At 52.0% G+C, this 23,877-nt stretch carries 17 protein-coding genes and 9 pseudogenes; 14 read left to right on the top strand and 12 right to left on the bottom strand.

Going from position 1 to position 23,877, the window contains the following annotated elements:
- Positions 1-754, top strand: a pseudogene (locus tag ACWWJF_RS25380) (integrase core domain-containing protein); the annotation flags it as partial.
- Between the two features lie 87 nt (positions 755-841).
- On the opposite strand, the pseudogene ACWWJF_RS25375 reads toward ACWWJF_RS25380, so the two are convergent.
- Positions 842-2,176, bottom strand: a pseudogene (locus ACWWJF_RS25375) (IS4 family transposase).
- 205 nt (positions 2,177-2,381) lie between these two features.
- On the opposite strand from ACWWJF_RS25375, the gene ACWWJF_RS25370 reads away from it, so the two are divergent.
- Entirely contained in the window at positions 2,382-2,783 is a 402-nt protein-coding gene (locus tag ACWWJF_RS25370) for a hypothetical protein (RefSeq protein WP_455869127.1), read from the top strand.
- A gap of 34 nt (positions 2,784-2,817) precedes the next feature.
- Here the strand turns inward: ACWWJF_RS25370 and ACWWJF_RS25365 are convergent, their stop codons facing one another.
- Positions 2,818-3,870: an IS481 family transposase gene (locus tag ACWWJF_RS25365; RefSeq protein ID WP_455870891.1), complete on the bottom strand. Its 1,053-nt coding sequence runs from the start codon at positions 3,868-3,870 to the stop codon at positions 2,818-2,820.
- Positions 3,871-3,971: 101 nt separating this feature from the next.
- A pseudogene (locus tag ACWWJF_RS25360) lies at positions 3,972-4,520 on the bottom strand (IS4/Tn5 family transposase DNA-binding protein); the annotation flags it as partial.
- Between the two features lie 124 nt (positions 4,521-4,644).
- On the opposite strand from ACWWJF_RS25360, the pseudogene ACWWJF_RS25355 reads away from it, so the two are divergent.
- Positions 4,645-5,142 (top strand): annotated as a pseudogene (locus ACWWJF_RS25355) (IS4 family transposase); the annotation flags it as partial.
- Positions 5,143-5,155: 13 nt separating this feature from the next.
- On the opposite strand, the pseudogene ACWWJF_RS25350 reads toward ACWWJF_RS25355, so the two are convergent.
- Positions 5,156-5,326: pseudogene (locus ACWWJF_RS25350) on the bottom strand (PepSY domain-containing protein); the annotation flags it as partial.
- A 74-nt stretch (positions 5,327-5,400) separates the two neighbouring features.
- Between ACWWJF_RS25350 and ACWWJF_RS25345 the strand changes: the two are divergent.
- A protein-coding gene (locus tag ACWWJF_RS25345; protein WP_455868400.1) for an IS3 family transposase occupies positions 5,401-6,569 on the top strand; the annotation gives its coding sequence in 2 pieces (ribosomal slippage) (positions 5,401-5,656 and positions 5,656-6,569; 1,170 coding nt in all).
- Here ACWWJF_RS25345 and ACWWJF_RS25340 read toward each other — a convergent pair.
- Positions 6,562-7,608 (bottom strand): PepSY-associated TM helix domain-containing protein, encoded by a 1,047-nt coding sequence (locus ACWWJF_RS25340; RefSeq protein WP_455870890.1) that lies wholly within the window; start codon positions 7,606-7,608, stop codon positions 6,562-6,564. The two genes, ACWWJF_RS25345 and ACWWJF_RS25340, sit on opposite strands and share 8 nt — an antisense overlap.
- Positions 7,609-7,697: 89 nt before the next feature.
- Here ACWWJF_RS25340 and ACWWJF_RS25335 point away from each other — a divergent pair, with 89 nt between their 5' ends.
- Positions 7,698-8,702 (top strand): IS110 family RNA-guided transposase, encoded by a 1,005-nt coding sequence (locus ACWWJF_RS25335; protein ID WP_455870889.1) that lies wholly within the window; start codon positions 7,698-7,700, stop codon positions 8,700-8,702.
- Positions 8,703-9,112: 410 nt separating this feature from the next.
- On the opposite strand, the gene ACWWJF_RS25330 is transcribed toward ACWWJF_RS25335, so the two are convergent.
- Complete coding sequence (locus ACWWJF_RS25330; RefSeq protein ID WP_455870888.1) at positions 9,113-9,487, bottom strand: DUF2946 domain-containing protein; 375 nt, start codon at positions 9,485-9,487, stop codon at positions 9,113-9,115.
- Positions 9,488-9,990: 503 nt separating this feature from the next.
- On the opposite strand from ACWWJF_RS25330, the gene ACWWJF_RS25325 reads away from it, so the two are divergent.
- Both ACWWJF_RS25325 and mdoH read left to right on the top strand, forming a co-directional pair.
- Complete coding sequence (locus ACWWJF_RS25325; protein WP_455870887.1) at positions 9,991-11,559, top strand: glucan biosynthesis protein G; 1,569 nt, start codon at positions 9,991-9,993, stop codon at positions 11,557-11,559.
- The gene (gene mdoH / locus ACWWJF_RS25320) at positions 11,552-14,092 is read left to right on the top strand and encodes a glucans biosynthesis glucosyltransferase MdoH (RefSeq protein ID WP_455870886.1); all 2,541 of its coding nucleotides are present in this window, start codon (positions 11,552-11,554) and stop codon (positions 14,090-14,092) included. The genes ACWWJF_RS25325 and mdoH overlap by 8 nt, the downstream gene beginning before the upstream one ends.
- A gap of 85 nt (positions 14,093-14,177) precedes the next feature.
- On the opposite strand, the gene ACWWJF_RS25315 is transcribed toward mdoH, so the two are convergent.
- Positions 14,178-15,098, bottom strand: coding sequence for a Kdo(2)-lipid IV(A) acyltransferase (locus ACWWJF_RS25315; RefSeq protein ID WP_455870885.1), 921 nt, complete (start codon positions 15,096-15,098; stop codon positions 14,178-14,180).
- 288 nt (positions 15,099-15,386) lie between these two features.
- Positions 15,387-15,587: pseudogene (locus ACWWJF_RS25310) on the bottom strand (oxidoreductase); the annotation flags it as partial.
- 73 nt (positions 15,588-15,660) lie between these two features.
- Here ACWWJF_RS25310 and ACWWJF_RS25305 point away from each other — a divergent pair.
- Together ACWWJF_RS25305 and trhO are read left to right on the top strand one after the other, a co-directional pair.
- A complete protein-coding gene (locus tag ACWWJF_RS25305; RefSeq protein WP_455869719.1) occupies positions 15,661-15,960 on the top strand; it encodes a transposase in 300 nt (99 codons plus the stop codon).
- A 499-nt stretch (positions 15,961-16,459) separates the two neighbouring features.
- Positions 16,460-17,530, top strand: a complete 1,071-nt coding sequence (gene trhO / locus ACWWJF_RS25300; RefSeq protein WP_455870884.1) for an oxygen-dependent tRNA uridine(34) hydroxylase TrhO — start codon at positions 16,460-16,462, stop codon at positions 17,528-17,530.
- A gap of 111 nt (positions 17,531-17,641) precedes the next feature.
- Here trhO and bssS read toward each other — a convergent pair whose 3' ends face one another.
- The 3 genes from bssS to ACWWJF_RS25285 form a co-directional block, all read right to left on the bottom strand.
- On the bottom strand, positions 17,642-17,896 hold the full coding sequence (gene bssS, locus ACWWJF_RS25295) for a biofilm formation regulator BssS (RefSeq protein ID WP_430358430.1): 255 nt from the start codon (positions 17,894-17,896) through the stop codon (positions 17,642-17,644).
- Between the two features lie 82 nt (positions 17,897-17,978).
- Positions 17,979-19,186 (bottom strand): IS3 family transposase gene (locus ACWWJF_RS25290; protein WP_455871269.1). Its coding sequence is split into 2 segments (ribosomal slippage): positions 17,979-18,865 and positions 18,865-19,186, totalling 1,209 coding nucleotides; the frame shifts between segments, so codons are not numbered across the junction.
- 248 nt (positions 19,187-19,434) lie between these two features.
- Positions 19,435-19,578, bottom strand: coding sequence for a hypothetical protein (locus ACWWJF_RS25285; RefSeq protein WP_455870883.1), 144 nt, complete (start codon positions 19,576-19,578; stop codon positions 19,435-19,437).
- Positions 19,579-19,617: 39 nt separating this feature from the next.
- On the opposite strand from ACWWJF_RS25285, the pseudogene ACWWJF_RS25280 reads away from it, so the two are divergent.
- Together ACWWJF_RS25280 and ACWWJF_RS25275 are read left to right on the top strand one after the other, a co-directional pair.
- A pseudogene (locus ACWWJF_RS25280) lies at positions 19,618-19,821 on the top strand (transposase); the annotation flags it as partial.
- Positions 19,822-19,888: 67 nt separating this feature from the next.
- Complete coding sequence (locus tag ACWWJF_RS25275) at positions 19,889-20,893, top strand: IS110 family RNA-guided transposase (RefSeq protein WP_455871268.1); 1,005 nt, start codon at positions 19,889-19,891, stop codon at positions 20,891-20,893.
- Here ACWWJF_RS25275 and ACWWJF_RS25270 read toward each other — a convergent pair.
- On the bottom strand, positions 20,840-21,079 hold the full coding sequence (locus ACWWJF_RS25270) for a hypothetical protein (protein ID WP_455870882.1): 240 nt from the start codon (positions 21,077-21,079) through the stop codon (positions 20,840-20,842). The two genes, ACWWJF_RS25275 and ACWWJF_RS25270, sit on opposite strands and share 54 nt — an antisense overlap.
- Positions 21,080-21,155: 76 nt before the next feature.
- Here ACWWJF_RS25270 and ACWWJF_RS25265 point away from each other — a divergent pair.
- The 3 genes and pseudogenes from ACWWJF_RS25265 to istB all read left to right on the top strand — a co-directional run.
- Positions 21,156-21,320: pseudogene (locus tag ACWWJF_RS25265) on the top strand (transposase); the annotation flags it as partial.
- Between the two features lie 186 nt (positions 21,321-21,506).
- A pseudogene (gene istA, locus ACWWJF_RS25260) lies at positions 21,507-23,036 on the top strand (IS21 family transposase).
- A gap of 14 nt (positions 23,037-23,050) precedes the next feature.
- A complete protein-coding gene (istB, locus tag ACWWJF_RS25255; RefSeq protein WP_455868472.1) occupies positions 23,051-23,806 on the top strand; it encodes an IS21-like element helper ATPase IstB in 756 nt (251 codons plus the stop codon).
- The last annotated feature ends 71 nt before the right edge of the window (positions 23,807-23,877 follow it).

Genomic DNA, 23,877 nt, shown 5'->3' with positions numbered 1-23,877 from the left:
CTCGTAAAAAAGGCGTCTTCATTTCTGGCAGCGGTGTGCGCTCCATCTGGCAACGACACGATCTGGAAAACTTTCGTAAGCGCCTGAAGGTACTTGAGGAAAAAGTTGCCAGAGAAGGCATCGTACTTACTGATGCTCAAATCGCTGCACTGGAGAAGAAGCGCACGACGACGAAGCCTGTGGTGAAATAGAGACTGCTCACCCGGGTTATCTGGGGTCGCAGGACACCTTCTACGTGGGTAATCTGAAAGGTGTTGGCCGTATCTACCAGCAGACGTTCGTGGATACGTACTCGAAAGTGGCGCACTGCAAGCTTTACCACGAGTAAAGCACCGATCTCTGCGCCGACCTGCTCAATGATCGCGTGCTGCCGTTCTACGAAGCTCAGGGGCTGCCAATGCTAAGATACTGACGGACAGGGGGACGGAGTACTGCGGTAAAGTGGAACAACATGACTATCAGCTGTACTTGGCTATCAACGATATAACCAAACGAAAACGAAAGCGATGTCTCCGCAGACAAACGGTATCTGCGGCGCTTCCATAAAACTATTTTGCAGGATTTTTATCAGGTTGCGTTCCGTAAGACGTTATACGAGGACCTAGAAAGTCTACAAAAGGATCTGGACAACTGGTTGTGGCATTACAATAATGAGCGAACTCATCAGGGTAAAATGTGCTGCGGGCGTACGCCAATGGCCACGTTACTTGATGGTAAACGAGTCTGGGCAGAAAAAAATCTGAACCAGATTTAATCTGACAGACACCTGTATAAATAACCGGTAACTGTCAGATCAGGTCTGAGCTAATACAATTAAACGGATGTGGTTAGAAGCACCTCGTTATACACATCTCTGTTCGTGCCTGAGCGCGCGTAGCGTTTCGGCGGCCGTCATGACTTTCTGCAAGCCTTTCCTGATAGTTTTTGCGCCTGGTTCACCCGTCGCCTTTTCGAGCAAGAAAGCCTCCCAGTTGCGCAACTAAGCGCAATACTTCGTTTAGCTTAGGGCGGCCCTTGGGCATACGCTTGTTTCATCAGTAGGTAAGCGCCATGAGTCTCGTCGGAATCAAAGAACAACATTGCGTCCAGCTCTGGACAGGTTCGTCCCATACGCATTAAATAGCGATGCGCCATGCCACGATCATGAACAGCGCCATGCCCGCTCAATGCGATCCACGGTCGATAACTGTAACGCTTCGACACAGCAGCCGTTCTTCAGCACATTGAAGAACATCTCGATTTCCCATCTAGCCCGATACCAGTCGATCAGCTCCACGATATCTTCTCGTCCTTCAGGTACGCGATTGCTCAGCAACCGCCACTCGACCGGCTTCACGCCTGCTGGCGGCTCAATTTCCTTGGCTATCACACAAGTCACTGCCAACCTGCAACGCAGCGACACTCGCTTCACGCGCAGCGCCTGTTTCACGTACGTACGCGCCTTCTGCCCCGCGCGAGCCGCCATAACGAATTGGATTTCTCCCACCGGCACGGTCTTTCCAACCTTCTGCCAAAGCTTCTCATTACAGTCCAGACTGCGATTATGAGTCGAGCGGATCAACCAGTCAGCCGGAGTGCCAAGGTCATCAGCGAGCTGCATCAACGCCTTGATATCCGCTTCGCGATCGGCTAAGTACACCAGACGTGTGTTTGGCAACTCCGAGGCGAGTTCAGCAACTCGCTCGTATCCCTCGAGCCAGCGCGTACTCTCCTTGATCCCATCGCGTTTCCCGTCTGCATCCTTCGGCTCTCTTGCCCACATCCACGCATCCAGTACGCCCAACCCCACGCGATCCGGACTGACCGCGTAGATCGGATGCAGGTACAGACCACGCCTGGCTTCGTAGTTCAAGGGACCCAAGCCTTGGATTTGCTGCCCGTTGAAGTCAAGCTCGGTAGTGTCTTGGATACACAGCACAACCTCGTGTTCTCGGATCCTTTCCTGCGTACGCTGCCAGTGAGGTTGCAGAATGTCTCGCCATTCGAATGCTTGGTTCTCCATGAAGCGGTAAGCACCCAGCGTCTCAGACCATCCGAGGCACGCATGCGGAATGCTGGCTTGCGGATTCTCAGCCAGCCGTATCAAAAGCCCTTTGGCACGCTTATTGAGCCTCGTGTCACCAAGATTTCCCCCTTCCAGTTCTTGGTGTGCCCAGCCATCTGAATCCCGTGTCATTTTTCAGCGCCGTAAATGGCGATAGTACACGTCGGTTTCACTTCATTTACAACCCCACCGGCTGCCTATTTCAGCCCGCTAACCCTTGGCATATAAGGCGTTGCGGACTTGTGTATAACGAGGTGGGTTAGAAGGGGGGTACGGGTAAAATTTTGCAGATTGGCGGTCAGATCGCTTACACTTGGCTTAACACAGAGGAGCCTCTATGGGCCAAGTTGCATTTGATACATTGCAGGCGTCAGAAGAGCTTCAAACCGCCGGGCTTACGAGTGAGCAGGCCAAGGCGATTTCGCTCGTCGTACGCAAGTCTCATGAGGTGGCGGATGTTGTTACCAAGCGTGACCTTGAAGACGTACGCAAAGAGATGCAAGCTCGCTTCGAGAAGACCGACGCGCAGATAGCCGATGTCCGCAAGGACCTGTCCGCAGAAATAGCCGATGTGCGTAAGGATCTGTCCGCAGAGATAGGCAATGTCCGTAAGGACCTGTCCGCAGAAATTGGCAACGTCCGCAAGGATATGGAAATCGTCCGCAGAGATTTACAACTTGAAATGGCAGGCATTCGCTCTGAGCAAAAATTAATGTGTATTAGCTCAGACCTGATCTGACAGTTACCGGTTATTTATACAGGTGTCTGTCAGATTAAATCTGGTTCAGATTTTTTTCTGCCCAGACTCGTTTACCATCAAGTAACGTGGCCATTGGCGTACGCCCGCAGCACATTTTACCCTGATGAGTTCGCTCATTATTGTAATGCCACAACCAGTTGTCCAGATCCTTTTGTAGACTTTCTAGGTCCTCGTATAACGTCTTACGGAACGCAACCTGATAAAAATCCTGCAAAATAGTTTTATGGAAGCGCTCGCAGATACCGTTTGTCTGCGGAGACATCGCTTTCGTTTTCGTATGGTCTATATCGTTGATAGCCAAGTACAGCTGATAGTCATGTTGTTCCACTTTACCGCAGTACTCCGTCCCCCTGTCCGTCAGTATTCTTAGCATTGGCAGCCCCTGAGCTTCGTAGAACGGCAGCACGCGATCATTGAGCAGGTCGGCGGCAGAGATCGGTGCTTTACTCGTGTAAAGCTTGCAGTGCGCCACTTTCGAGTACGTATCCACGAACGTCTGCTGGTAGATACGGCCAACACCTTTCAGATTACCCACGTAGAAGGTGTCCTGCGACCCCAGATAACCCGGGTGAGCAGTCGCTATTTCACCACAGGCTTCGTCGTCGTGCGCCTTCTTCTCCAGTGCAGCGATTTGAGCATCAGTAAGTACGATGCCTTCTCTGGCAACTTTTTCCTCAAGTGCCTTCAGGCGCTTACGAAAGTTTTCCAGAGATGGTGGGTCAAGATCACGTTGCCAGATGGAGCGCACACCGCTGCCAGAAATGAAGACGCCTTTTTTACGCAGCTCATTACTGGTCCGGTGCTGGCCATGAGCCGGGAACTCAATGGCGTAATCAACAACCGCACGTTCAGTGGCTTCATCAGCACGGTTTTTCAGGTTGGGAACCCGGCGGTTTTGGTTAACCAGAGCGTCAATGCCGCCTTCTGCCGCCAGTTCCTGATAGAGATAAAACGTGTCGCGTGACACCCCCATGATTTTACAGGCTTTTGATACGTTACCGAGTTCTTCGGCGAGATTGAGCAGGCCGGCTTTGTGTTTGATGATGGGATTGTTAGTATGAAGCATGAGAGTTACCTCGTGTTTTGTATAAGGATTCGACACCCATATCAAAACCGGTAACTCTCAACCTTTCAAGGTCCAGTGTCAGATCAAGTCGCGACTAATACAGCTAAGTACACCAGACGTGTGTTTGGCAACTCCGAGGCGAGTTCAGCAACTCGCTCGTATCCCTCGAGCCAGCGCGTACTCTCCTTGAGCCCATCGCGTTTTCCGTCTGCATCCTTCGGCTCTCTTGCCCACATCCACGCATCCAGTACGCCCAACCCCACGCGATCCGGACTGACCGCGTAGGTCGGATGCAGGTACAGACCACGCCTGGCTTCGTAGTTCAAGGGACCCAAGCCTTGGATTTGCTGCCCGTTGAAGTCAAGCTCGGTAGTGTCTTGGATACACAGCACAACCTCGTGTTCTCGGATCCTTTCCTGCGTACGCTGCCAGTGAGGTTGCAGAATGTCTCGCCATTCGAATGCTTGGTTCTCCATGAAGCGGTAAGCACCCAGCGTCTCAGACCATCCGAGGCACGCATGCGGAATGCTGGCTTGCGGATTCTCAGCCAGCCGTATCAAAAGCCCTTTGGCGCGCTTATTGAGCCTCGTGTCACCAAGATTTACCCCTTCCAGTTCTTGGTGTGCCCAGCCATCTGAATCCCGTGTCATTTTTCAGCGCCGTAAATGGCGATAGTACACGTCGGTTTCACTTCATTTACAACCCCACCGGCTGCCTATTTCAGCCGGCTAACCCTTGGCATATAAGGCGTTGCGGACTTGTGTATAACGAGGTGGCGTGAAGCCGGTCGAGTGGCGGTTGCTGAGCAATCGCGTACCTGAAGGACGAGAAGATATCGTGGAGCTGATCGACTGGTATCGGGCTAGATGGGAAATCGAGATGTTCTTCAATGTGCTGAAGAACGGCTGCTGTGTCGAAGCGTTACAGTTATCGACCGTGGATCGCATTGAGCGGGCATTGGCGCTGTTCATGATCGTGGCATGGCGCATCGCCTATTTAATGCGTATGGGACGAACCTGTCCAGAGCTGGACGCAATGTTGTTCTTTGATTCCGACGAGACTCATGGAGCTTACCTACTGATGAACAAGCGTATGCCCAAGGGCCGCCCTAAGCTAAACGAAGTATTGCGCTTAGTTGCGCAACTGGGAGGCTTTCTTGCTCGAAAAGGCGACGGTGAACCAGGCGCAAAAACTATCAGGAAAGGCTTGCAGAAAGTCATGACGGCCGCCGAAACGCTACGCGCGCTCAGGCACGAACAGAGATGTGTATAACGAGGTGGGTTAAGGCGGCAAAAAGCGTGTTCGCTGGGTGAGGTTGGCCGGCAGGTCGCTGTCGACGCAGCCACCACAAGCGGTATCCCCACGCGATCAGGGCGCACAGTCCCAGGCCGAATCCTGCCAGAATCAGTTGATTTGGCAAGCCGAACAGTACACCCATATGGGCATCGATCCTCCAGTGTAGTGGCACACTGATACTGGCCACCTGATCGGAGGTGATATGCTCACCTCATCAACACGACAGGTGACCTCATGGGTAAACATTTTACGGCGGAATTTAAGCTCGAAGCCGCAAAGCTGGTTGTCGACCACGGCTACACATACGTTAAGGCCGCAGAGGCGGTTAATGTCAGCCATTCTGCCATTAGTCGCTGGGTCAATAAGCTTCGCCTTGAACGACAGGGAAAAACGCCAACGGGACTTCCTCTTACCCCTGAACAGCTCGAGCTGCGTGAGATGAAGAAAAAAGTCCAATGCCTTGAAATGGAGAACGAAATCCTAAAAAAGGCTACGGCGCTCTTAATGTCGGACTCACTCAACGGTTCACGGTAGTCGACAGGCTGAGGGCGCGATACCCGGTCACGGCGTTGTGCCAAACTTTTGAGGTACATCGCAGCAGCTACAGGCACTGGCAGGCTTCCGCTAATGAACCCGACGGTGAGCGCGTGGTTAAGTGTAGTCGCGTCATGGAAGCCTGGAACGCCAGCGGCGGCTCTGCCGGCGCTCGAAGTATCGCGACCATCGTCACCGGCAGCTCTGGTGTCAAAATGGGGCGCTGGCTGGCTGGCAAGCTGATGAAGGAGCTGGGTATCGCCAGCTGCCAGCGACCGGCTCACAAATACAAACGCGGCGGCAATGAACACGTTGAAATACCGAACTATCTTAACCGCCAGTTCGCGGTTACCGCGCCGGATCAGGTCTGGTGCGGCGATGTGACCTACATCTGGACGGGCAAATGCTGGGCTTACCTTGCGGTGGTGCTAGACCTGTTCGCCCGCAAACCGGTGGGCTGGGCCATGTCGACGTCGCCGGACTCGGCGCTGACAGTTAAAGCGTTGCAGATGGCCTGGGAACTCCGGGGACAACCAACAGGAGTCATGTTCCACAGCGACCAGGGCAGCCACTATACCAGCCGTCAATACCGGCAAGCCCTGTGGCGCTGCCGGATAAAGCAGAGTATGAGTCGGCGGGGTAACTGCTGGGATAATGCGCCAATGGAGCGGTTCTTCCGCAGCCTGAAGACAGAATGGGTGCCGACAAAGGGTTACAACAGCTTCAGCGAAGCCCAGGACGCGATTATCCGCTACATCACGGGGTATTACAGCGCTATCCGGCCTCACTGGTATAACGGCGGCTTAACTCCAAACGAATCTGAGCGACTGTTCTACATACAGTCTAATGCGGTGGCCAATATTAGTTGACCACTACACAGCGAGTCAGTTTTGCTGCAAAAGGGTAATCCGCAAACCTGACGTAATCGACGACAACACCGCTGTCAGGATTGATGGCAACAATATCGCCCTGCGTCGGCCACCGCCTCTCAATTTCTGTCACGGTCCAGGCGTTATGTGCGTTTTTTGCCGGGCGGACCTCCAATTTATTGGCACTGATCCCCGCTTGTCGTGCTATCGCTAATACGTTATCGACGTTATCCAACCCCGCAGGGGGGGCGGCATGATGAGCTATGGCTTCACCGTGGTGCTCGGCATGAGCATCCTGTACTACGATGGCGGAATGGGTGACGAGCGCGGTATTCAGGGATGGCTTTTGCCAACCCAATGCGTTGCGCCACACGCCAATATTATTGCCTGCCCATTGTGACCAGGTCAGCCCGGTAGCCGAGAAAAATAGCATCCCGATGAGTAGCGTTAGCCCCAACGTGCTGTGTATGGCGCGCAAGCGGGCAGCGGGTGGCAATTTACGGCGATGTGCGACCCGCGAAGGCATACGCGTTCTCCACCACAGATAAACGCCGCCGAGCGCGGCGATCCACAGCCAGGAAGCCGCCAGTTCACTATAGATACGGCCGACGGAACCGAGGAATAACCCCTGATGTAAACGATCCAGCCAGGTGCGCAAAGGCAATATTCCTGATGTGCCGTACACCATGAGCTGGCCCTGTATGGCCAGTGTGCTTGGATTAACAAACACAGCGAGGTATTCAGAAGGGGCGGAGTCAGGGAATCGAAATAGCACACGACTGGTGTCGCGCGGTGTGGGGGCAGGACGTATGGCTAGCCATTGGGCTGAGGGTTGCTCAGCCAGTGCAGCCTGAGCGGCGGCTATCTGTGCGGCGAGCGGTTGCGCTGTGCCCGGCACATCAACATGCAATTGATGTGTATACAAGCGTTCTTCAATCTGCGGTGTCAGCACATACAGCGTGCCAGTCAACGCAGCAACAAAGATAAACGGCCCAACGAACAGACCAATATAGAAATGCAAGCGTAAGAAAAGCGCCATTACCGCCGCAGAGAGGGCCTAATGAGATGGTCACCCCCACTCTGTGAGCGGTACGCTGGCAGGGTGTTTTTCTTTCAGGAGAGGCCATCATGCAAAACGTTACTCTTATTGGTATTGATCTCGGTAAACATTCTTTTCATCTTCATTGCCAGGATAAGTCAGGTAAAGCGCTTCTGCGTAAGAAGTTTACGCGCACAAAGCTAATGCAGTTTTTGGCGACGTGCCCGCCCTCGGTTGTTGTTATGGAAACTTGTGCCGGTGCACACTTTATGGCGCGGCGTATCAATGATAGCGGCCATGAAGCAAAACTTATCTCTCCGCAATTTGTGCGCCCGTTTGTCAAGGGCAATAAAAATGATTTTGTTGATGCAGAGGCGATATGTGAAGCCGCATCCCGGCCGTCAATGCGTTTTGTTCAGCCGAAAACGGAGGTTCAGCAGGCGATGCGAGCACTGCATCGGGTCAGGGAATCTCTTATCAGAGATAAAGTAAAAACCACTAACCAGATCCACGGTTTTCTGCTGGAGTTTGGGATAAGCCTGCCAATCGGCGAGGCGGTAATAAAGCGACTGTCTCTGGTGCTGGCTGAGCACGAAATCCCCGCATACCTGAGCCGTCTGCTGATGAAGTTACATGCCCACTATCTTTACCTTGTCGAGCAAATAACAGCGCTGGAATCAGAATTAAATCAGTCAATCAAAGCTGATGATACTGCACAGCGAATTATGACAATTCCAGGCGTCGGTCCGATTACTGCCAGCTTACTTTCATCACAGTTCGGCGATGGAAAACAATTTTCATGTAGCAGGGATTTTGCGGCTTCCACAGGACTTGTACCGCGACAATACAGCACAGGAGGCAAACCGACTCTGCTGGGGATAAGCAAACGAGGTGATAAAAATTTACGCAAACTTCTGATTCAATGTGCCCGCTCGTTCATGATGCGACTTGAATATCAGCAGGGCAGGCTTGCTGAATGGGTTCGGGGGCAACTCGATAACAAACATTCAAATATTGTCGCCTGTGCTCTGGCAAACAAACTGGCGCGAATAGCCTGGTCAATCACAACTAATCACAATGAATATCAGGCCTGATGTTATGTAGAACTAAATCAACAGACTGATTATTAAGTAATTAAACAGCAGTTACCTATCTGGTTTTGCGAAGACTGATTATTGATGACATGAAAGGCATATCGGCCTGCTGAAAAACCTGACGACAAAAATGGCTCACTGAAGCCGAGGGCTTTTTCAGGTTCACCAGGCGCGGAACTCATCGAGGCGCGGGCATCTCGCCCACAGAGACGCCGGATAGATTGAAGCAAGCCCACCATTAGTCAAAAATCAGTGTTGCAAAAATGGGGGTGACCATAGATTGTCAGCGTTTACGGTATCCATAGCATGGGAGCCCTTGTCATCGTAACAAAAAGAAAATAAAGGAAAAGGAGACGTCGTCTTGTGACGGGACGTTATCCAATATCAAATTTTTGTGTTTTATGGTTGTGTTATATGACTGTCGGCGGTGCGCGAGGTGATTGGGCACGATAACACGCGGCGACGATCTTGTGCCGTGGGCGCGGCTCATTCGCCTCGGACTGAGTGACAAACCGCGGATCAAGCGGCGGCGAGTTTTCAGGAAACAGCGCTAGGTGATGGGATAACAGCCCGCAGTAACCACAGGCGTCATGGCCCATGGTTGCATCGGATGACATCGGTGACGATGATGCCGGTTTGCCGTGAGAATGATGGTGCTGAGTATGAGTGGGCGGAGTATAATCATTCCGTATTAACGCCTGTGAAACGATGGGCGCGATGAACATCATCAGGAACGCGAAGAGGCTTAGCGTGGTGGCAATTTTGTTGTGGCGCAATGCGTTCATGTAAGAATCAGTAAGCGTCGATGCAAGTAGGTGGACGGGCATAACTATGTCACCCTACTGTACCTGATTTAACGCGATTTTGTTACCAATGGGTGTAATTCGTGTTGCATCCGAATTTTTTTAATGCATCAGCGTGCAACCGTTCGGATTATTCTTGAAAGTTGCACGAGCTTAAACGTCATGGTGGACGTGTTAACAAAAGCAGCATGTATTCTCTGCAACCACAGCATAAACAGGGTGTTTTGCTAACAGAGCAACAGGTAGAATTGTAGGTAATCAGCGCGCCGCTGGCATAAATAACCGCAAGGGGTTGCCAACGGCTGACCGGTGACAGAGTATCCTCTCTAATTTTCGATTTTTTACAGAAATTTATCGGGGTTGCAGTTTGCGTTGTTTAAACGCTGACCTATCATGATGAACCGGGCTTTTATCAAGTTGTCGGAAGGTTAACTTATCCATTAATATGGATTTTAGTTGATTTAAGCACACGAACAGGGGGAGCTGTGCTGGTTAATAATTTTGGGGTTGAACGTCGAGTAGCGAATTTGCGCTGGTTGTCCGCAGCGATTGTGTTGTCTTTCACTGCGTTGCCTGCCTGGGCATTCTCGCTGGATGATGTGGCAGCGCAAGCTGAACAGCTGGCAGCGAAAGGCTATGAAGCGCCGAAGAGCAATCTTCCCGCCCAGTTCCGCGATATGAAATTTGCTGACTATCAGCAGATTCGTTTTAACCAGGAGAAGTCATACTGGAATAACCTGCAAACGCCGTTTCGCATTCAGTTCTATCATCAGGGCATGTATTTCGATACACCGGTGAGAATCAATGAAGTGACGGCCACTGAGGTTAACGAGATCGCCTATTCACCGGAATATTTTAATTTCGGTACGGTGAATCACGATGCAGAGACCGTGAAGAATCTCGGTTTTGCAGGCTTTAAAATCCTGTATCCCATCAACAAGCTTGGCAAGGATGACGAAATTGTCAGCATGCTGGGTGCCAGCTATTTCCGTGTGATCGGTAAAGGGCAGACTTACGGCCTTTCTGCGCGCGGTCTGGCGATTGACACTGCATTACCTTCTGGGGAAGAGTTCCCACGTTTCCGCGAGTTTTGGATCGAACGTCCAAAACCCAATGACAAGCACCTGCTGGTATACGCGCTGCTCGATTCACCGCGTGCTACAGGTGCATACCGTTTCGTCATTTATCCAGGACGTGACAGCGTGGTTGATGTTCAGGCTAAAGTGTTCCTGCGCGCTCGCGTCGGTAAACTGGGGCTGGCACCGTTAACCAGTATGTTCCTGTTTGGGCCGAACCAGCCTTCTCCCACCTTGAACTACCGTGGGGCGTTGCATGACTCTAACGGTTTATCTATCCACGCGGGCAACGGTGAGTGGATTTGGCGTCCGCTGAATAACCCGAAACACCTGTCTGTCAGCACCTATTCGATTGAAAACCCGAAAGGCTTCGGTTTGCTGCAACGTGGGCGTGACTTCTCCAGCTATGAAGATCTGGATGACCGTTACGATCTGCGTCCTAGCGGCTGGGTTGAAACCAAGGGCGAGTGGGGTAAAGGGAAAGTCGAACTGGTGGAAATTCCGACTGCCGATGAAACCAACGATAACATCGTTGCTTTCTGGACGCCGGAAGCGCTGCCTGAAATTGGTAAGCCGCTGGAAGTGGGTTATCGCCTGCACTTCACGCGTGACGAAGAACAATTGCATTCACCTGAATTGGCCTACGTTCAGCGCACCATGCGTTCCACCGGGGATGTGAAACAGTCTAACCTGATTCGCCAACCGGATGGCACCGTTGCGTTCCTGGTCGATTTTGCCGGCCCGATGATGAAAGAGATGGAAGATGCAACCCCTGTGTCCTCTCAAGTCAGCATCGGCGACAACGGTGAAATCGTTGAGAACAATGTTCGCTATAATCCGGTAACGCGCGGCTGGCGTTTAACACTGCGTTTGCGTGTGAAAGATCCTAAACAGCCAACCGAGCTGCGCGCTGCGTTGGTGAACGGCGAAACGCTGTTATCGGAAACCTGGAGCTATCAGCTACCTGCCAATGAATAAGTTAATTTCGAGCCCTGATTATATCGGGAAATTGCCTCTGTCCGCGCAAGCGGCGGAGGCGTTGCAGCATGCGTTGCCTCAGGCAGAGAGTAAAAGTCTCTCTGCAATACATCGGGCTCTGGCGCAGGGGGAATCCCCTGCGACGCTGCTGACCGAAGACGATTCGCCGCTGCAATCTGTCAAGGCGCGTCTGGATGCCGCCTGGCCCGATACGGCAACGGCGGTTAAACCGGTGATTGTTGATAAAGAAGGGCGTACCGCATTACAGGCGATGCCCACGATCAAACGTGCGTCGATGTTTCCTGACATGTGGCGCACCAACCCGCTGGTACGCTGGTGGGAAAGTATGCTCGGGCGCTCCCCGGCGCCGAGTCGTCCGCATGCCAGCCCGGAAGAGAAGATTGCCGAGAACCGCTGGAGAATGGTGGGGACGTTGCGCCGTTACACCCTGCTTATCTTGACGTTGTTCCAAACGGCAATCGCCACCTGGTACATGAAAACCATTTTGCCTTATCAGGGATGGGTGCTGATCGATCCGTTCGCAATGGTGAATCAGCCTTTCCTGCGCTCCTTTATGCAGGTTCTGCCTTATATCCTGCAAAGTGGCATTCTGGTGCTGTTTGCCGTACTGTTCTGTTGGGTCTCTGCCGGTTTTTGGACTGCGCTGATGGGCTTTTTACAACTGCTGATCGGCAAGGACAAATACAGTATCTCGTCGACGACGGTAGGGGATGAGCCGCTCAATCCCGAGCACAGAACGGCGTTAATCATGCCTATCTGTAACGAAGACGTTGAGCGCGTGTTCGCTGGATTACGGGCGACCTACGAATCGGTGGCAGCGACCGGACAGCTCGATCACTTCGATCTGTATGTGTTGAGTGACAGTAACGACCCGGACAAATGCGTTGCAGAGCAGAAAGCCTGGATGGACCTGTGCCGTGAAGTGGATGGGTTTGACCGTATCTTCTATCGCCGTCGTCGTCGTCGCGTGAAACGTAAGAGCGGTAATATCGATGATTTCTGCCGTCGTTGGGGCAGCCAATACAGCTACATGGTGATATTGGATGCCGACAGCGTGATGAGTGGCGAATGTCTGACGCAACTGGTACGTCTGATGGAAGCCAACCCCAATGCCGGGATTATCCAGTCTTCTCCCAAAGCGTCCGGGATGGATACCTTGTATGCACGCTGTCAGCAATTTGCCACACGTGTGTACGGACCGTTGTTCACCGCCGGTCTGCACTTTTGGCAACTGGGTGAGTCGCACTATTGGGGCCATAACGCCATCATCCGTGTGAAACCCTTTATCGAGCACTGTGCGCTGGCACCGTTGCCCGGTGAAGGTTCTTTTGCGGGCGCGATTTTGTCCCATGACTTTGTTGAAGCGGCACTAATGCGCCGTGCGGGCTGGGGGGTATGGATCGCCTATGATCTGCCCGGCTCTTATGAGGAACTGCCGCCTAACCTGCTTGATGAACTTAAGCGCGATCGCCGCTGGTGCCACGGCAACCTGATGAATTTCCGGTTGTTCCTGGTGAAAGGGATGCACCCGGTACACCGTGCCGTGTTCCTGACCGGTGTGATGTCTTATCTTTCCGCGCCGCTGTGGTTTATGTTCCTGGCGCTGTCAACCGCACTGCAAGTGGTGCATACGCTGATGGAGCCGCAATATTTCCTCCAACCGCGTCAGCTCTTCCCCGTGTGGCCACAGTGGCGTCCTGAATTGGCAATAGCCTTGTTCTCGACCACATTGGTGCTGCTGTTCCTGCCAAAATTGCTGAGTGTGATTCTGGTATGGGCAAAGGGGGCGAAACCTTACGGCGGTGCCGTGCGCGTTTTCCTGTCGTTACTGCTTGAGATGCTGTTTTCGGTATTGCTGGCCCCGGTGCGTATGCTGTTCCATACCGTTTTCGTGGTCAGTGCCTTCCTGGGCTGGTCCGTGCAATGGAAATCGCCGCAGCGTGATGATGATGCCACGCCGTGGAGCGAAGCCTTCGCTCGTCACGGCTCTCAATTGGTGTTGGGGTTGGTATGGGCCATTGGTATGGCTTGGCTGGATTTGCGTTTCCTGTGGTGGCTGTCGCCGATTGTTTTCTCGTTGATCCTGTCGCCATTCGTGTCGGTGATTTCAAGCCGTGCCTCGATTGGGCTGGCATGCAAGCGTGCTAATCTTCTCTTGATTCCGGAAGAGTACGAGCCGCCGCGCGAGCTGGTAGCAACGGACACCTATTTCCGTGCCAACCGTGCGCGTAAATTGGAAAATGGTTTCGTGCAGGCAGTCTTTGATCCTTCGCTCAATGCGTTGGCGAGTGCAATGGCAACTGCGCGCCATGGCTTTAGCCGTGCGGTTGAGCAGGGCCGTGCCCAGCGCGTGGCTGATGCGTTGAAACAGGATCTGGATGCGCTAAGCGACAATCAGCGTTTGGTGCTGTTGAGCGATCCGGGGACTATTTCCCGTTTACACTACGCGGTGTGGCACGATCCGCTGCAGTTTGCCGCATGGCATCAACGCTACCACGTACTGGAGTCCTGACGGTTTTACCGTAACGTGTATTTCATCAATAAAAAAACAGCGGCTATGCCGCTGTTTTTTTATTGCACGGAGAACATCCGGCGATTTAATACAGAGCGGGTTCTCCTTCCGGACGCGTTTTGAAACGGCGGTGTAACCACATATACTGATCGGGCGCCAGCAGCACATTTTGTTCTACCAGCGCGTTCATCCAAGCGGCTGTTGTGGCTTCATCATCTAACGGTACGCTGAGTTCGGCAGGCTGGATGATCAATTCATAGCCTTTCCCCTCTTCGCGACGCCGAGGGACAAACGGCACAATGGCGGGTTTAGCCACTTTTGCCAACAAATAACTCCCGCTGGTGGTTGCAGCACTCTCCATGGCAAAGAAGGGAGCAAACACGCTGCTGCGCGGGCCATAGTCATGATCGGGGGCATACCAAATAATCTCCCCCTGCTTGAGCGCACGGATCATGCCCTTGAGATCTTTGCGATCCAACATGGTCTTATTTGAGCGCATGCGGCCCCAGGTTTGCAACCAGTCAATCAGTTTGTTGTCATTGGGCCGATAAACACCGATCCCAGGGTTATGCATGCCGAAAATGCGTGCCCCCAGTTCCAGCGTAAGAAAATGTAATCCAATCATAAGTATGCCGCGTTTTTCTGCACGCAGTAGTTGTATATGCTCAAGGCCAGTGACGGTAAACCAGCGGGCGATGCGCCAGTTGGGCCAAAACCAGGCCATGCCGGTTTCTAGCAGCCCCATGCCCACGGATTCAAAGTTTTTACGCACCAATGCGGCACGCGCTTGTTCTGTCATCTCTGGAAAACAAAGTTCCAGATTGCGCTCTGCAATGTGCACGCGGTGCTTCATAACGCGCATGGCGATACGGCCTAGCGCTGTGCCGAGACGATAAATAACCGGGTAAGGCAGTAACACGACAAGATAGAGTATGGCGATCCCTAGCCAGGTCAACCAGTAACGAGGGTGTAACAATGAACGAGTGAATGATGGGAGTTGTGTCATGAGGTTCCAGTATCAAAAAATGCAGGCGCAGTCATCCGCGCTTGTCGTTAAAAGAAATCAGTCACACCAAGTGATAGTGTCTAATGTGGTGCGGTGCATCAGCTATCGTAATGATGCGGGAAAACGTTCCGGTACAGGAATGCTAACCCGCCGTAAGGCGATGTGGAATACTCTAAAAATCAATATCCGCCTTTTATCTTAGCATCGACGAATAATGATGTTTAACCTTTGGTGGGATGTCTGTGCAGAAGAGACCCCTCCCGTTTGTGCCAGGGAGGGGAGGATTGCTTAGTGTTGAAACAGGTTTTTAATGTGATGCGGTTCACTACGCCACAATTGCGGCGGCGTTGATACTTGCGCGCCCAGTCGTGCGGCAGCGTGCCACGGCCAGCGCGGGTTATAGAGCATGGCTCGCGCAATGCCGATAGCATCCGCCTGACCCGTTGCCACAATGCCTTCAGCCTGCTCGGCTTCTGTGATAAGGCCAACTGTAGTGGCACACTGATACTGGCCACCTGAGCGGAGGTGATATGCTCACCTCATCAACACGACAGGTGACCTCATGGGTAAACATTTTACGGCGGAATTTAAGCTCGAAGCCGCAAAGCTGGTTGTCGACCACGGCTACACATACGTTAAGGCCGCAGAGGCGGTTAATGTCAGCCATTCTGCCATTAGTCGCTGGGTCAATAAGCTTCGCCTTGAACGACAGGGAAAAACGCCAACGGGACTTCCTCTTACCCCTGAACAGCTCGAGCTGCGTGAGATGAAGAAAAAAGTCCAATGCCTTGAAATGGAGAACGAAATCCTAAAAAAGGCTACGGCGCTCTTAATGTCGGACTCACTCAACGGTTCACGGTAGTCGACAGGCTGAGGGCGCGATACCCGGTCACGGCGTTGTGCCAAACTTTTGAGGTACATCGCAGCAGCTACAGGCACTGGCAGGCTTCCGCTAATGAACCCGACGGTGAGCGCGTGGTTAAGTGCATATCGTTATACACATCTTTCTAACGCACTGTTTAATCAATGAGTTACGGGTTTATCTCAGAGTGGCATTTTGAACCTCAAAAAGCCAATGGGATGGCTTGAATGCCTTAATTCACGGGGTTCTGAGCATCCTGTTCAAAAAATGGCCAAAAGATGTGTATAACGATATGGCTCATGGTGGGTTTCCTTAGCCAAGAAAAAAGAATAAACCATCATACGCCGAGATATTTTTGCTGTGTCGATGATTTTCTCCATGTCGCACGAATTCCTCCTGTGGCGTAATTGCCGCGATCGGCTATAATCCCGCGCGTTACGCATATGTCTCCGTAACGTTATAATCTGGTTAACCCTCGCTGAAGACAGGAACGTACACCATGCCAGTGTTACACAACCGTGTTTCCAATGAGGAACTGAAAGCGCGTATGCTCGCGGAAACCGAGCCGCGTACCACAGTTTCCTTTTACAAATATTTTGCGCTTGATGATGCACAAGCGTTTCGCGATAACCTCTACGTGCAATTTCTGCAATGTCAGGTATTTGGCCGTGTCTATGTGGCAACTGAAGGTATTAATGCGCAGGTGAGTGTGCCTGCCAGCCGCTTCGACGACTTTAAGGCGGCGCTGTACAGCGCGCATCCGGCGTTGGACAGTATCCGGCTGAATGTGGCACTGGATGATGACGGAAAATCCTTTTGGGTACTGCGCATGAAAGTTCGCGATCGCATTGTCGCGGATGGCATCGACGATCCGACCTTTAATCCCAGCGATGTTGGTACCTACCTGAAAGCCGAAGCGGTTAACTCCATGGCGGACGATCCGGACACGCTGTTTGTCGATATGCGTAATCATTATGAATATGAAGTAGGGCATTTTGAAAATGCACTTGAAGTACCTTCCGATACTTTCCGCGAGCAATTGCCGATGGCCGCAGAAATGCTCGCTGATGCGCGTGAAAAAAATATCGTGATGTATTGCACCGGGGGTATTCGCTGTGAAAAGGCCAGCGCCTATATGCGCCATCAGGGTTTCAAGAACGTTTATCATGTGGAAGGTGGCATCATTGAATATACCCGTCAGGCCAAGGCCCAGGGCCTACCGGTAAAATTCATCGGTAAAAACTTTGTCTTCGATGAGCGCATGGGAGAACGCATCACCGACGATATTATCGCCCACTGCCATCAATGTGGTGAACCGTGCGATACCCACACCAACTGCCGCAATGCAGGGTGTCATTTATTGTTTATTCAGTGCCCCCGCTGCCAGGTGTCCTATCAGGGCTGTTGTAGCGATGCCTGTCAGAGCGAGTTGGCGTTACCGCTGGAAGAGCAGCGTGAGCGGCGTCGCGGACGTGAAACCAGCATGAAGATTTTTAATAAATCACGCGATCGGCTCAGAGGGGCGCTGCATATCCCGGCGCCTGACGAAAACGGCAGTAGTGAACAGTGACAGAGTATTCATGGGGCGCGGTTAATCGGGAAACTTAAGCGCACTGAATATGACGACACCGCCATCAGGCGGTGTCGTCAAGGGATAATCGGTTACTGTGAAATCGGTAGACTAGTGTTTAAGTAAATCTTGTGGCTGAAAATCTGTCGACTCAATTTTAGCAATACCCGCTTCAAGAATATAAATAAGTTGCCTTGCTACATCGGTAGTAAGCCATAAGGTTCGGCCTACATTTGCCTCTGCGGGAGCCTGGTCTGGGGTGGTTAAATAATGCAAACGGATCATCATGGCGTCATAACTGTCAACGGTGCTGATATCCCATCCTACAAGAGGATGTGTCTGAATAACTTCATTTTTTCTGTCCATACATACCCCTTATTGACTAGTTACTAACATGAGTGACTAACGAGGTGATCTTGACCCACCATCTCCGGACAGCTTTTGTATCTTAAGTTAACGATGCCCGCTGGCGCCGATATTCTCTTGGGGAGTTGTATCCCAGCGCACTGTGCGGATGGTTTTCATTGTAATGATTGAACGCCGCTGCAAGATTCTTCAGCGCTGTTCGCACATCGGGTTTTGGCATGAAGGCGATGTAATCTTCCTTCATCGTCTTCACGAACCGTTCTGCCATGCCGTTACTCTGTGGACTGCTCACTGCTGTTGTGCAGGGCTCCAGATTCAGTTCTCTGGCGAACTTCCGCGTTTCATGCGCTGTGTACGCTGAACCATTATCCGTCAGCCATTGCACTGGTTTATCCGGCAGCGCGCTACCGAAGCGTTTTTCCACCGACCTCAGCATCACATCCTGCACGGTTGAACTGTCATAACCCCTGGTGCTCGCTGCCCAGTCTATGGCCTCCCGGTCGCAGCAGTCCAGTGCGAACGTCACCCGCAGCTTCTCGCCGTTGTCACAACCGAACTCGAAGCCATCTGAGCACCAGCGCATATCGCTCTCTGCTACCGCGATTTTGCCTTTATGCTCCCGCTTCGGACGTTCAGTTTTATCATGCAACAACAGCAGGTTATGCTCGCTCATTATCCTGTAAAGCCGTTTGGCGTTCACCGGTGGAAGTCCCTCTGCACGACGTTGCTTACGCAGGATACCCCACACTCGGCGGTAACCGTAACTGGGCATGTCGCTGATGATACGGAGGATGTCCGATAATATCTCAGCATCAGCTTCGTCATTACGCCGGTTGCTGCGCCTGTCCAGCCAGTCGGCAGAACGGTTAACCCGCAGTGAAAGCTGCGCACGCGACACGCTCATGGCGCGGCTGACCAGAGCTATTCCCCGTCCTTTGGCAACAAGGGCGCGTGAGCTATCCATTTTCGCGACTGGCGGTACTCCACTGCTTCTTTGAGGATCTCAACTTCCATCGTCTTCTTACCCAGAAGGCGCTGTAGCTCCCGGACCTGCTTGAGGGCAGTCGCCAGCGCCGAAGCTGGAACCACTTCTTCTGCGGCCGCAACGGCGGTGAGGCTTCCTTCCTGGTATTGCTTCTTCCACTTAAACAAAAGGCTGGGCTGGATGCCATGCAGGCGGGCTACATGGGAGACGTTCATCCCCGGCTCCATTGTTTGCTGAATGATGGCGATTTTCTCTTGCGGAGTTTTACGCTTACGGACTTCTTGCCCTAACAGGATCCCGGTCATTTCAAAATTAGCATGATTGTTAGACATATATCTAAGCCTATCTCTTATCTGGAGATACAGCTACTGTCTGGTGTTACAGGGGGCTACATCACGAGGCTTGGGCGGCTCCTTATTAACAAGAGCAACTTAAGTATACTGTGACTTTTGTACAGCAGGTGAGTTATTTCGACTCTTTTTGCAAAGAAAAATTTCTGGATATGATATCCCCATATTTCAAGGGGATATCAGTCAGACGGGCACAAAACAGGTTATTCGGCGCTGATACCGGCATGCTTTTCAAACACGGCAATAAGCAACGCCAGATGTTTTTTGGTCTGTTCTGCACGGTGTTCGTTGTGCGATTCCAGTTTCAAATTGGCTTTGTTGAATAAATAGAAAGTTTGGTTAATCATCGGATCAGATCACCATAGTTGTTTCAACATCAGGTCTCCATGGCAAAACAAAATTTTAAAATCACTAACTGGCCCTCCTATAACAAGGCCCTCAAGCAGCGCGGTTCTCTAACCGTATGGCTAGATGAATCAGCCATTGCTGCATGGACGGAAAAAATGACTACTGAACGGCGTGGACAACCGCTCCACTACTCAGATATGGCCATCACCACAGTCCTGATGATGAAACGCGTGTTTGGCCTAATGAGATGGTCACCCCCACCCTGTGAGCGGTACGCTGACAGGGTGTTTCTTTATGGAGAAGGCCATCATGCAAAACGTCACGCTTATTGGTATCGATCTCGGCAAACATTCTTTTCACATTCATTGTCAGGATAAATCAGGCAAGGCATTACTGCGGAAAAAGTTTACCCGCACCAAACTCATCGAGTTTCTGGCTACGTGTACACCTACTACCGTTGTAATGGAAGCCTGCGCCGGTGCCCATTTTATGGCTCGTCGGATCAGTGAGCTGGGGCATGAAGTAAAGTTGATCTCTCCGCAGTTTGTCCGCCCTTTTGTCAAGAGCAACAAGAACGATTTCGTTGATGCCGAAGCAATATGCGAAGCCGGATCACGCCCTTCCATGCGGTTTGTGCAGCCAAGAACTGAGGCTCAGCAGGCTATGCGAGCCTTGCATCGCGTCAGGGAGTCGTTGGTCAGAGACAACGTTAAAACGACTAACCAAATGCATGCTTTTTTACTGGAGTTTGGTATCAGCATGCCGAAAGGTATTGCCGTAATCAAAAGGCTTTCAGCTGTTCTGGCTGATAATGACTTACCACCTTATCTGGCACAGTTGCTGCTTCGATTACACGATCATTACCAATATTTGGTTGGGCAGATAGCAGAGCTCGAAAGAGAACTTGGGCAGGCACTCTCTCTAGATGAAACTGGCCAGCATTTAATGACCATCCCTGGTGTTGGACCGATAACAGCCAGCGTTTTGTCATCACAGTTAGGCGATGGCAAGCAATATGAAAACAGTCGTAATTTTGCCGCTTCCACCGGTCTTGTACCCCGCCAATACAGTACTGGAGGGAAGAATACTCGGCTGGGTATTAGCAAGCGTGGAGATAAAAACCTTCGCCGATTGCTTGTTCAATGTGCGCGGGTATTTATCCTAAGAATTGACCATCAATCAGGGAGATTAGCTGATTGGGTAAGGTCTCAGTTGGGCAGGAAACATTCTTGCGTTGTGTGCTGTGCATTAGCAAATAAATTAGTTCGAATAGCTTGGGCAATAACGACACGAAATACCGTGTTTGAACAGTAATGCTGGTCTAACAGTCAGCAATTTAACGAAGTTACCCATCTGGTTTTGCGAAGACTGATTATTGATGACATGAACGGCCTGACGGCCTGATATAAAACCAAAAAATGAAAATGGCTCAATGAAGCCGATGGCCCTTTTAGGAATATCAGGTGCGAAACTCATCGTGGCGCGGGCATCCTTGGCCATAAAGACGCCGGATAGATTTAAGCAAGCCCACCATTAATCAAAGATCAGTGTTGCAAAAATGGGGGTGACCATAGATTCATTGAGGGCTTTACAGGGTTTTGTTGACTCGATTTTTAAACTGATTAAATTGTCGCTGCATTGTCCAGACTATTCGCTGCTCAGCAAGCGAGCAAAGACAGTGAACATCAGCATAAAAACGCCAACCCGTGGTGAAATCTCACATCTGGTCATTGATGGAACTGCATATTCGCATCGTGATCGATCAGTGATTCGCATGACAATCGATCACGATTTCGCATCTAAGGTCGATCACTGATTCGCGTCGTATCGATCACTCCGGGACTTAACTCTTCTAACCTCCTCTCCGTTCGCAGTTTCTACTGAAATGGAGATAACGATGGCCAGAAAGAGAAAAAGCAGGAGTCCCATGGAGACTTGTCTTCAGATCTTCAAACTCAAATTTGAGTGCAACCAGTCTAATCGCACCATCGCCGCTGCTCTTAGGGTCAGCCCTTCCACAGTTTATGAGGTGCTCTCCCGTTTTACCGCCGCATCGCTGTCGTGGCCATTGCCTGATGCGCTCTTGCCAGAAAAACTGGAAAAGATGCTGTTCCCCACCCGCAGAATGCGCACCTCGGAGCTTATCGCGCCAGACTGGCTGTATATCGATACCGAGCTAAGACGGCCAGGGGTTACCAGGCAGCTGTTGTGGATAGAATACAGCACCGAAACCGGAGAAATGGCGCTGGGCTACTCTCAGTTCTGCCGTTGTTATCGCCAATGGAAGAAATGCCAGAAACGCTCGATGCGCCAGACCCACCGTGCCGGTGAGAAGCTGTTCATCGACTTCTGCGGGCCCACGGTGCCGGTATCCGACCCCGATACGGGAAATGTGCGCCGGGTCGCCATCTTCGTCGCTGTCATGGGAGCGTCAAATTATACCTATGCAGAAGCCTGCCCCGGTCAGGACATGATGAGCTGGCTGAATGCTAACAGCCACTGCCTGACCTTCCTCGGCGGCGTTCCAGCCCTGCTGGTACCCGATAATCTGCGTAGCGCGGTGAGCAAAGCAGATCGCTACGAGCCGGTCATCAACGACAGCTATCAGTCTTTGGCCTCGCATTACAGCACGGTAGTGATGCCAGCCAGACCCTACAAACCGAAAGACAAGGCCAAAGTGGAAAACGGCGTCCTGCTGGTCGAAAGGTGGCTCCTGGCGCGAATACGCAATGAAACCTTCCATACGATGCATGCGCTCAACGTCAGGCTCAGTGAGCTGATGACCGAGCTGAATAACCGGCCAATGAAAGGTTATGGGGGCCAGAGCCGAGCGCAGCGCTTTGCGCTGCTCGATGCGCCGTGCCTGCAGCCGTTGCCAGCCATGCCCTATGAATACACCGAATACCGTGCGGTGAAGGTCGCTCCTGACTATCACGTCGAATACGACCGCCACTGGTACTCCGTTCCCCATGAGCTGGTTGGTGAAAGGCTGTCGGTAAAAGCGGGTCAGACGTTGGTCCAGGTCTGGCATAAGGGCCGCTGCGTGGCTCAGCACCCTCGCAGCGATCGGTAGTACAGCCACAGCACGAATCCGGCACACATGCCGGTCAATCACCGCGGGCACAGCAGCTGGACACCTGAAAAGCTGCTGGATAATGCCGCGAGAACCGGCAAGGCGACTCGGCAGGTGGTGGAAGCGATGCTAAACGCGAAGAATCATCCTGAGCAGGCTTATCGGGCTGTTCTCGGCCTACTGTCGCTCCAGAAAAAATACGGTGCCGAACGGCTGGAAAAAGCCTGTGACAAGGCCTGCGGGCTGAACCATCCGGAAAGGCGTTTTATCGAGAATCAGCTGCGTCACAACAGGGAGGGCATCGGAGAAACAGTTAAAGGAAATAGAGAGTTACAGCTTCCACTGGAGCACGAGAATCTGCGTGGTCCAAAATATTACCACTGAAAAAGGGAGTCGTTATGACTGATGACCTGCTAACCAAACTTAGAACGCTGAAGCTGTCGGCAATGGCCGATGGCATGATACGCCAGCGTGAGGCACCTGGTACATACAATGAGCTGGGGTTCGCAGAACGCCTGGGGTTACTTGTCGAAGAAGAGCTACTGAATCGTGAAAACAGCCGTGTTGGGCGGTTGAGAAAGCAGGCACGGTTGCGCCACGGTGCAACCCCTGAGGGTATGTACTATCCGGTCTCCCGAGGGTTAAAGGCCGAACAGATGCGCGAGCTTCTGAACGGGCATTACATCACCCACAGCAAGAATATCCTGATAACAGGGCCAACTGGCAGCGGAAAAAGCTGGGTAGGTTGTGCCCTGGGCGAGCAGGCGTGCCGGCAAAAGAGAAGCGTTCAATACTGGCGCATGGGTCGGCTGCTGGATCAGCTTGAGCAGGGCCGACTGGACGGCAGCTGGCTTAAGCAACTGAAACAGCTTCAAAAAATAGAGTTTCTTATCTTGGACGACCTTGGTCTTGAAGTTATCACAACGCGGCAATGCAATGACTTGCTGGAAATAACGGAAGAGCGATATGGGCAAACCAGCACGATCCTTATCAGCCAGTTGCCGGTGGAGCAATGGTACGGAGTGATGGAAAACCCGACGGCGGCAGATGCCTTCCTGGATCGGCTGATCCACAACTCTCACAGAGTGGAGCTTCAGGGAGAATCATTAAGGAAAAATAGCCTGGCAGTGGAAAGCGCAGAAGAAACACGCTAAAACGATAAAAAAGTTAGGTTCCCGGGTGATCGATTACGATGCGAAAACGTGATCGACCTTAGATGCGAATC

The organism is Symbiopectobacterium sp. Eva_TO, assembly GCF_053848865.1.
This window is presented reverse-complemented; position numbering and strand designations above follow the sequence as displayed.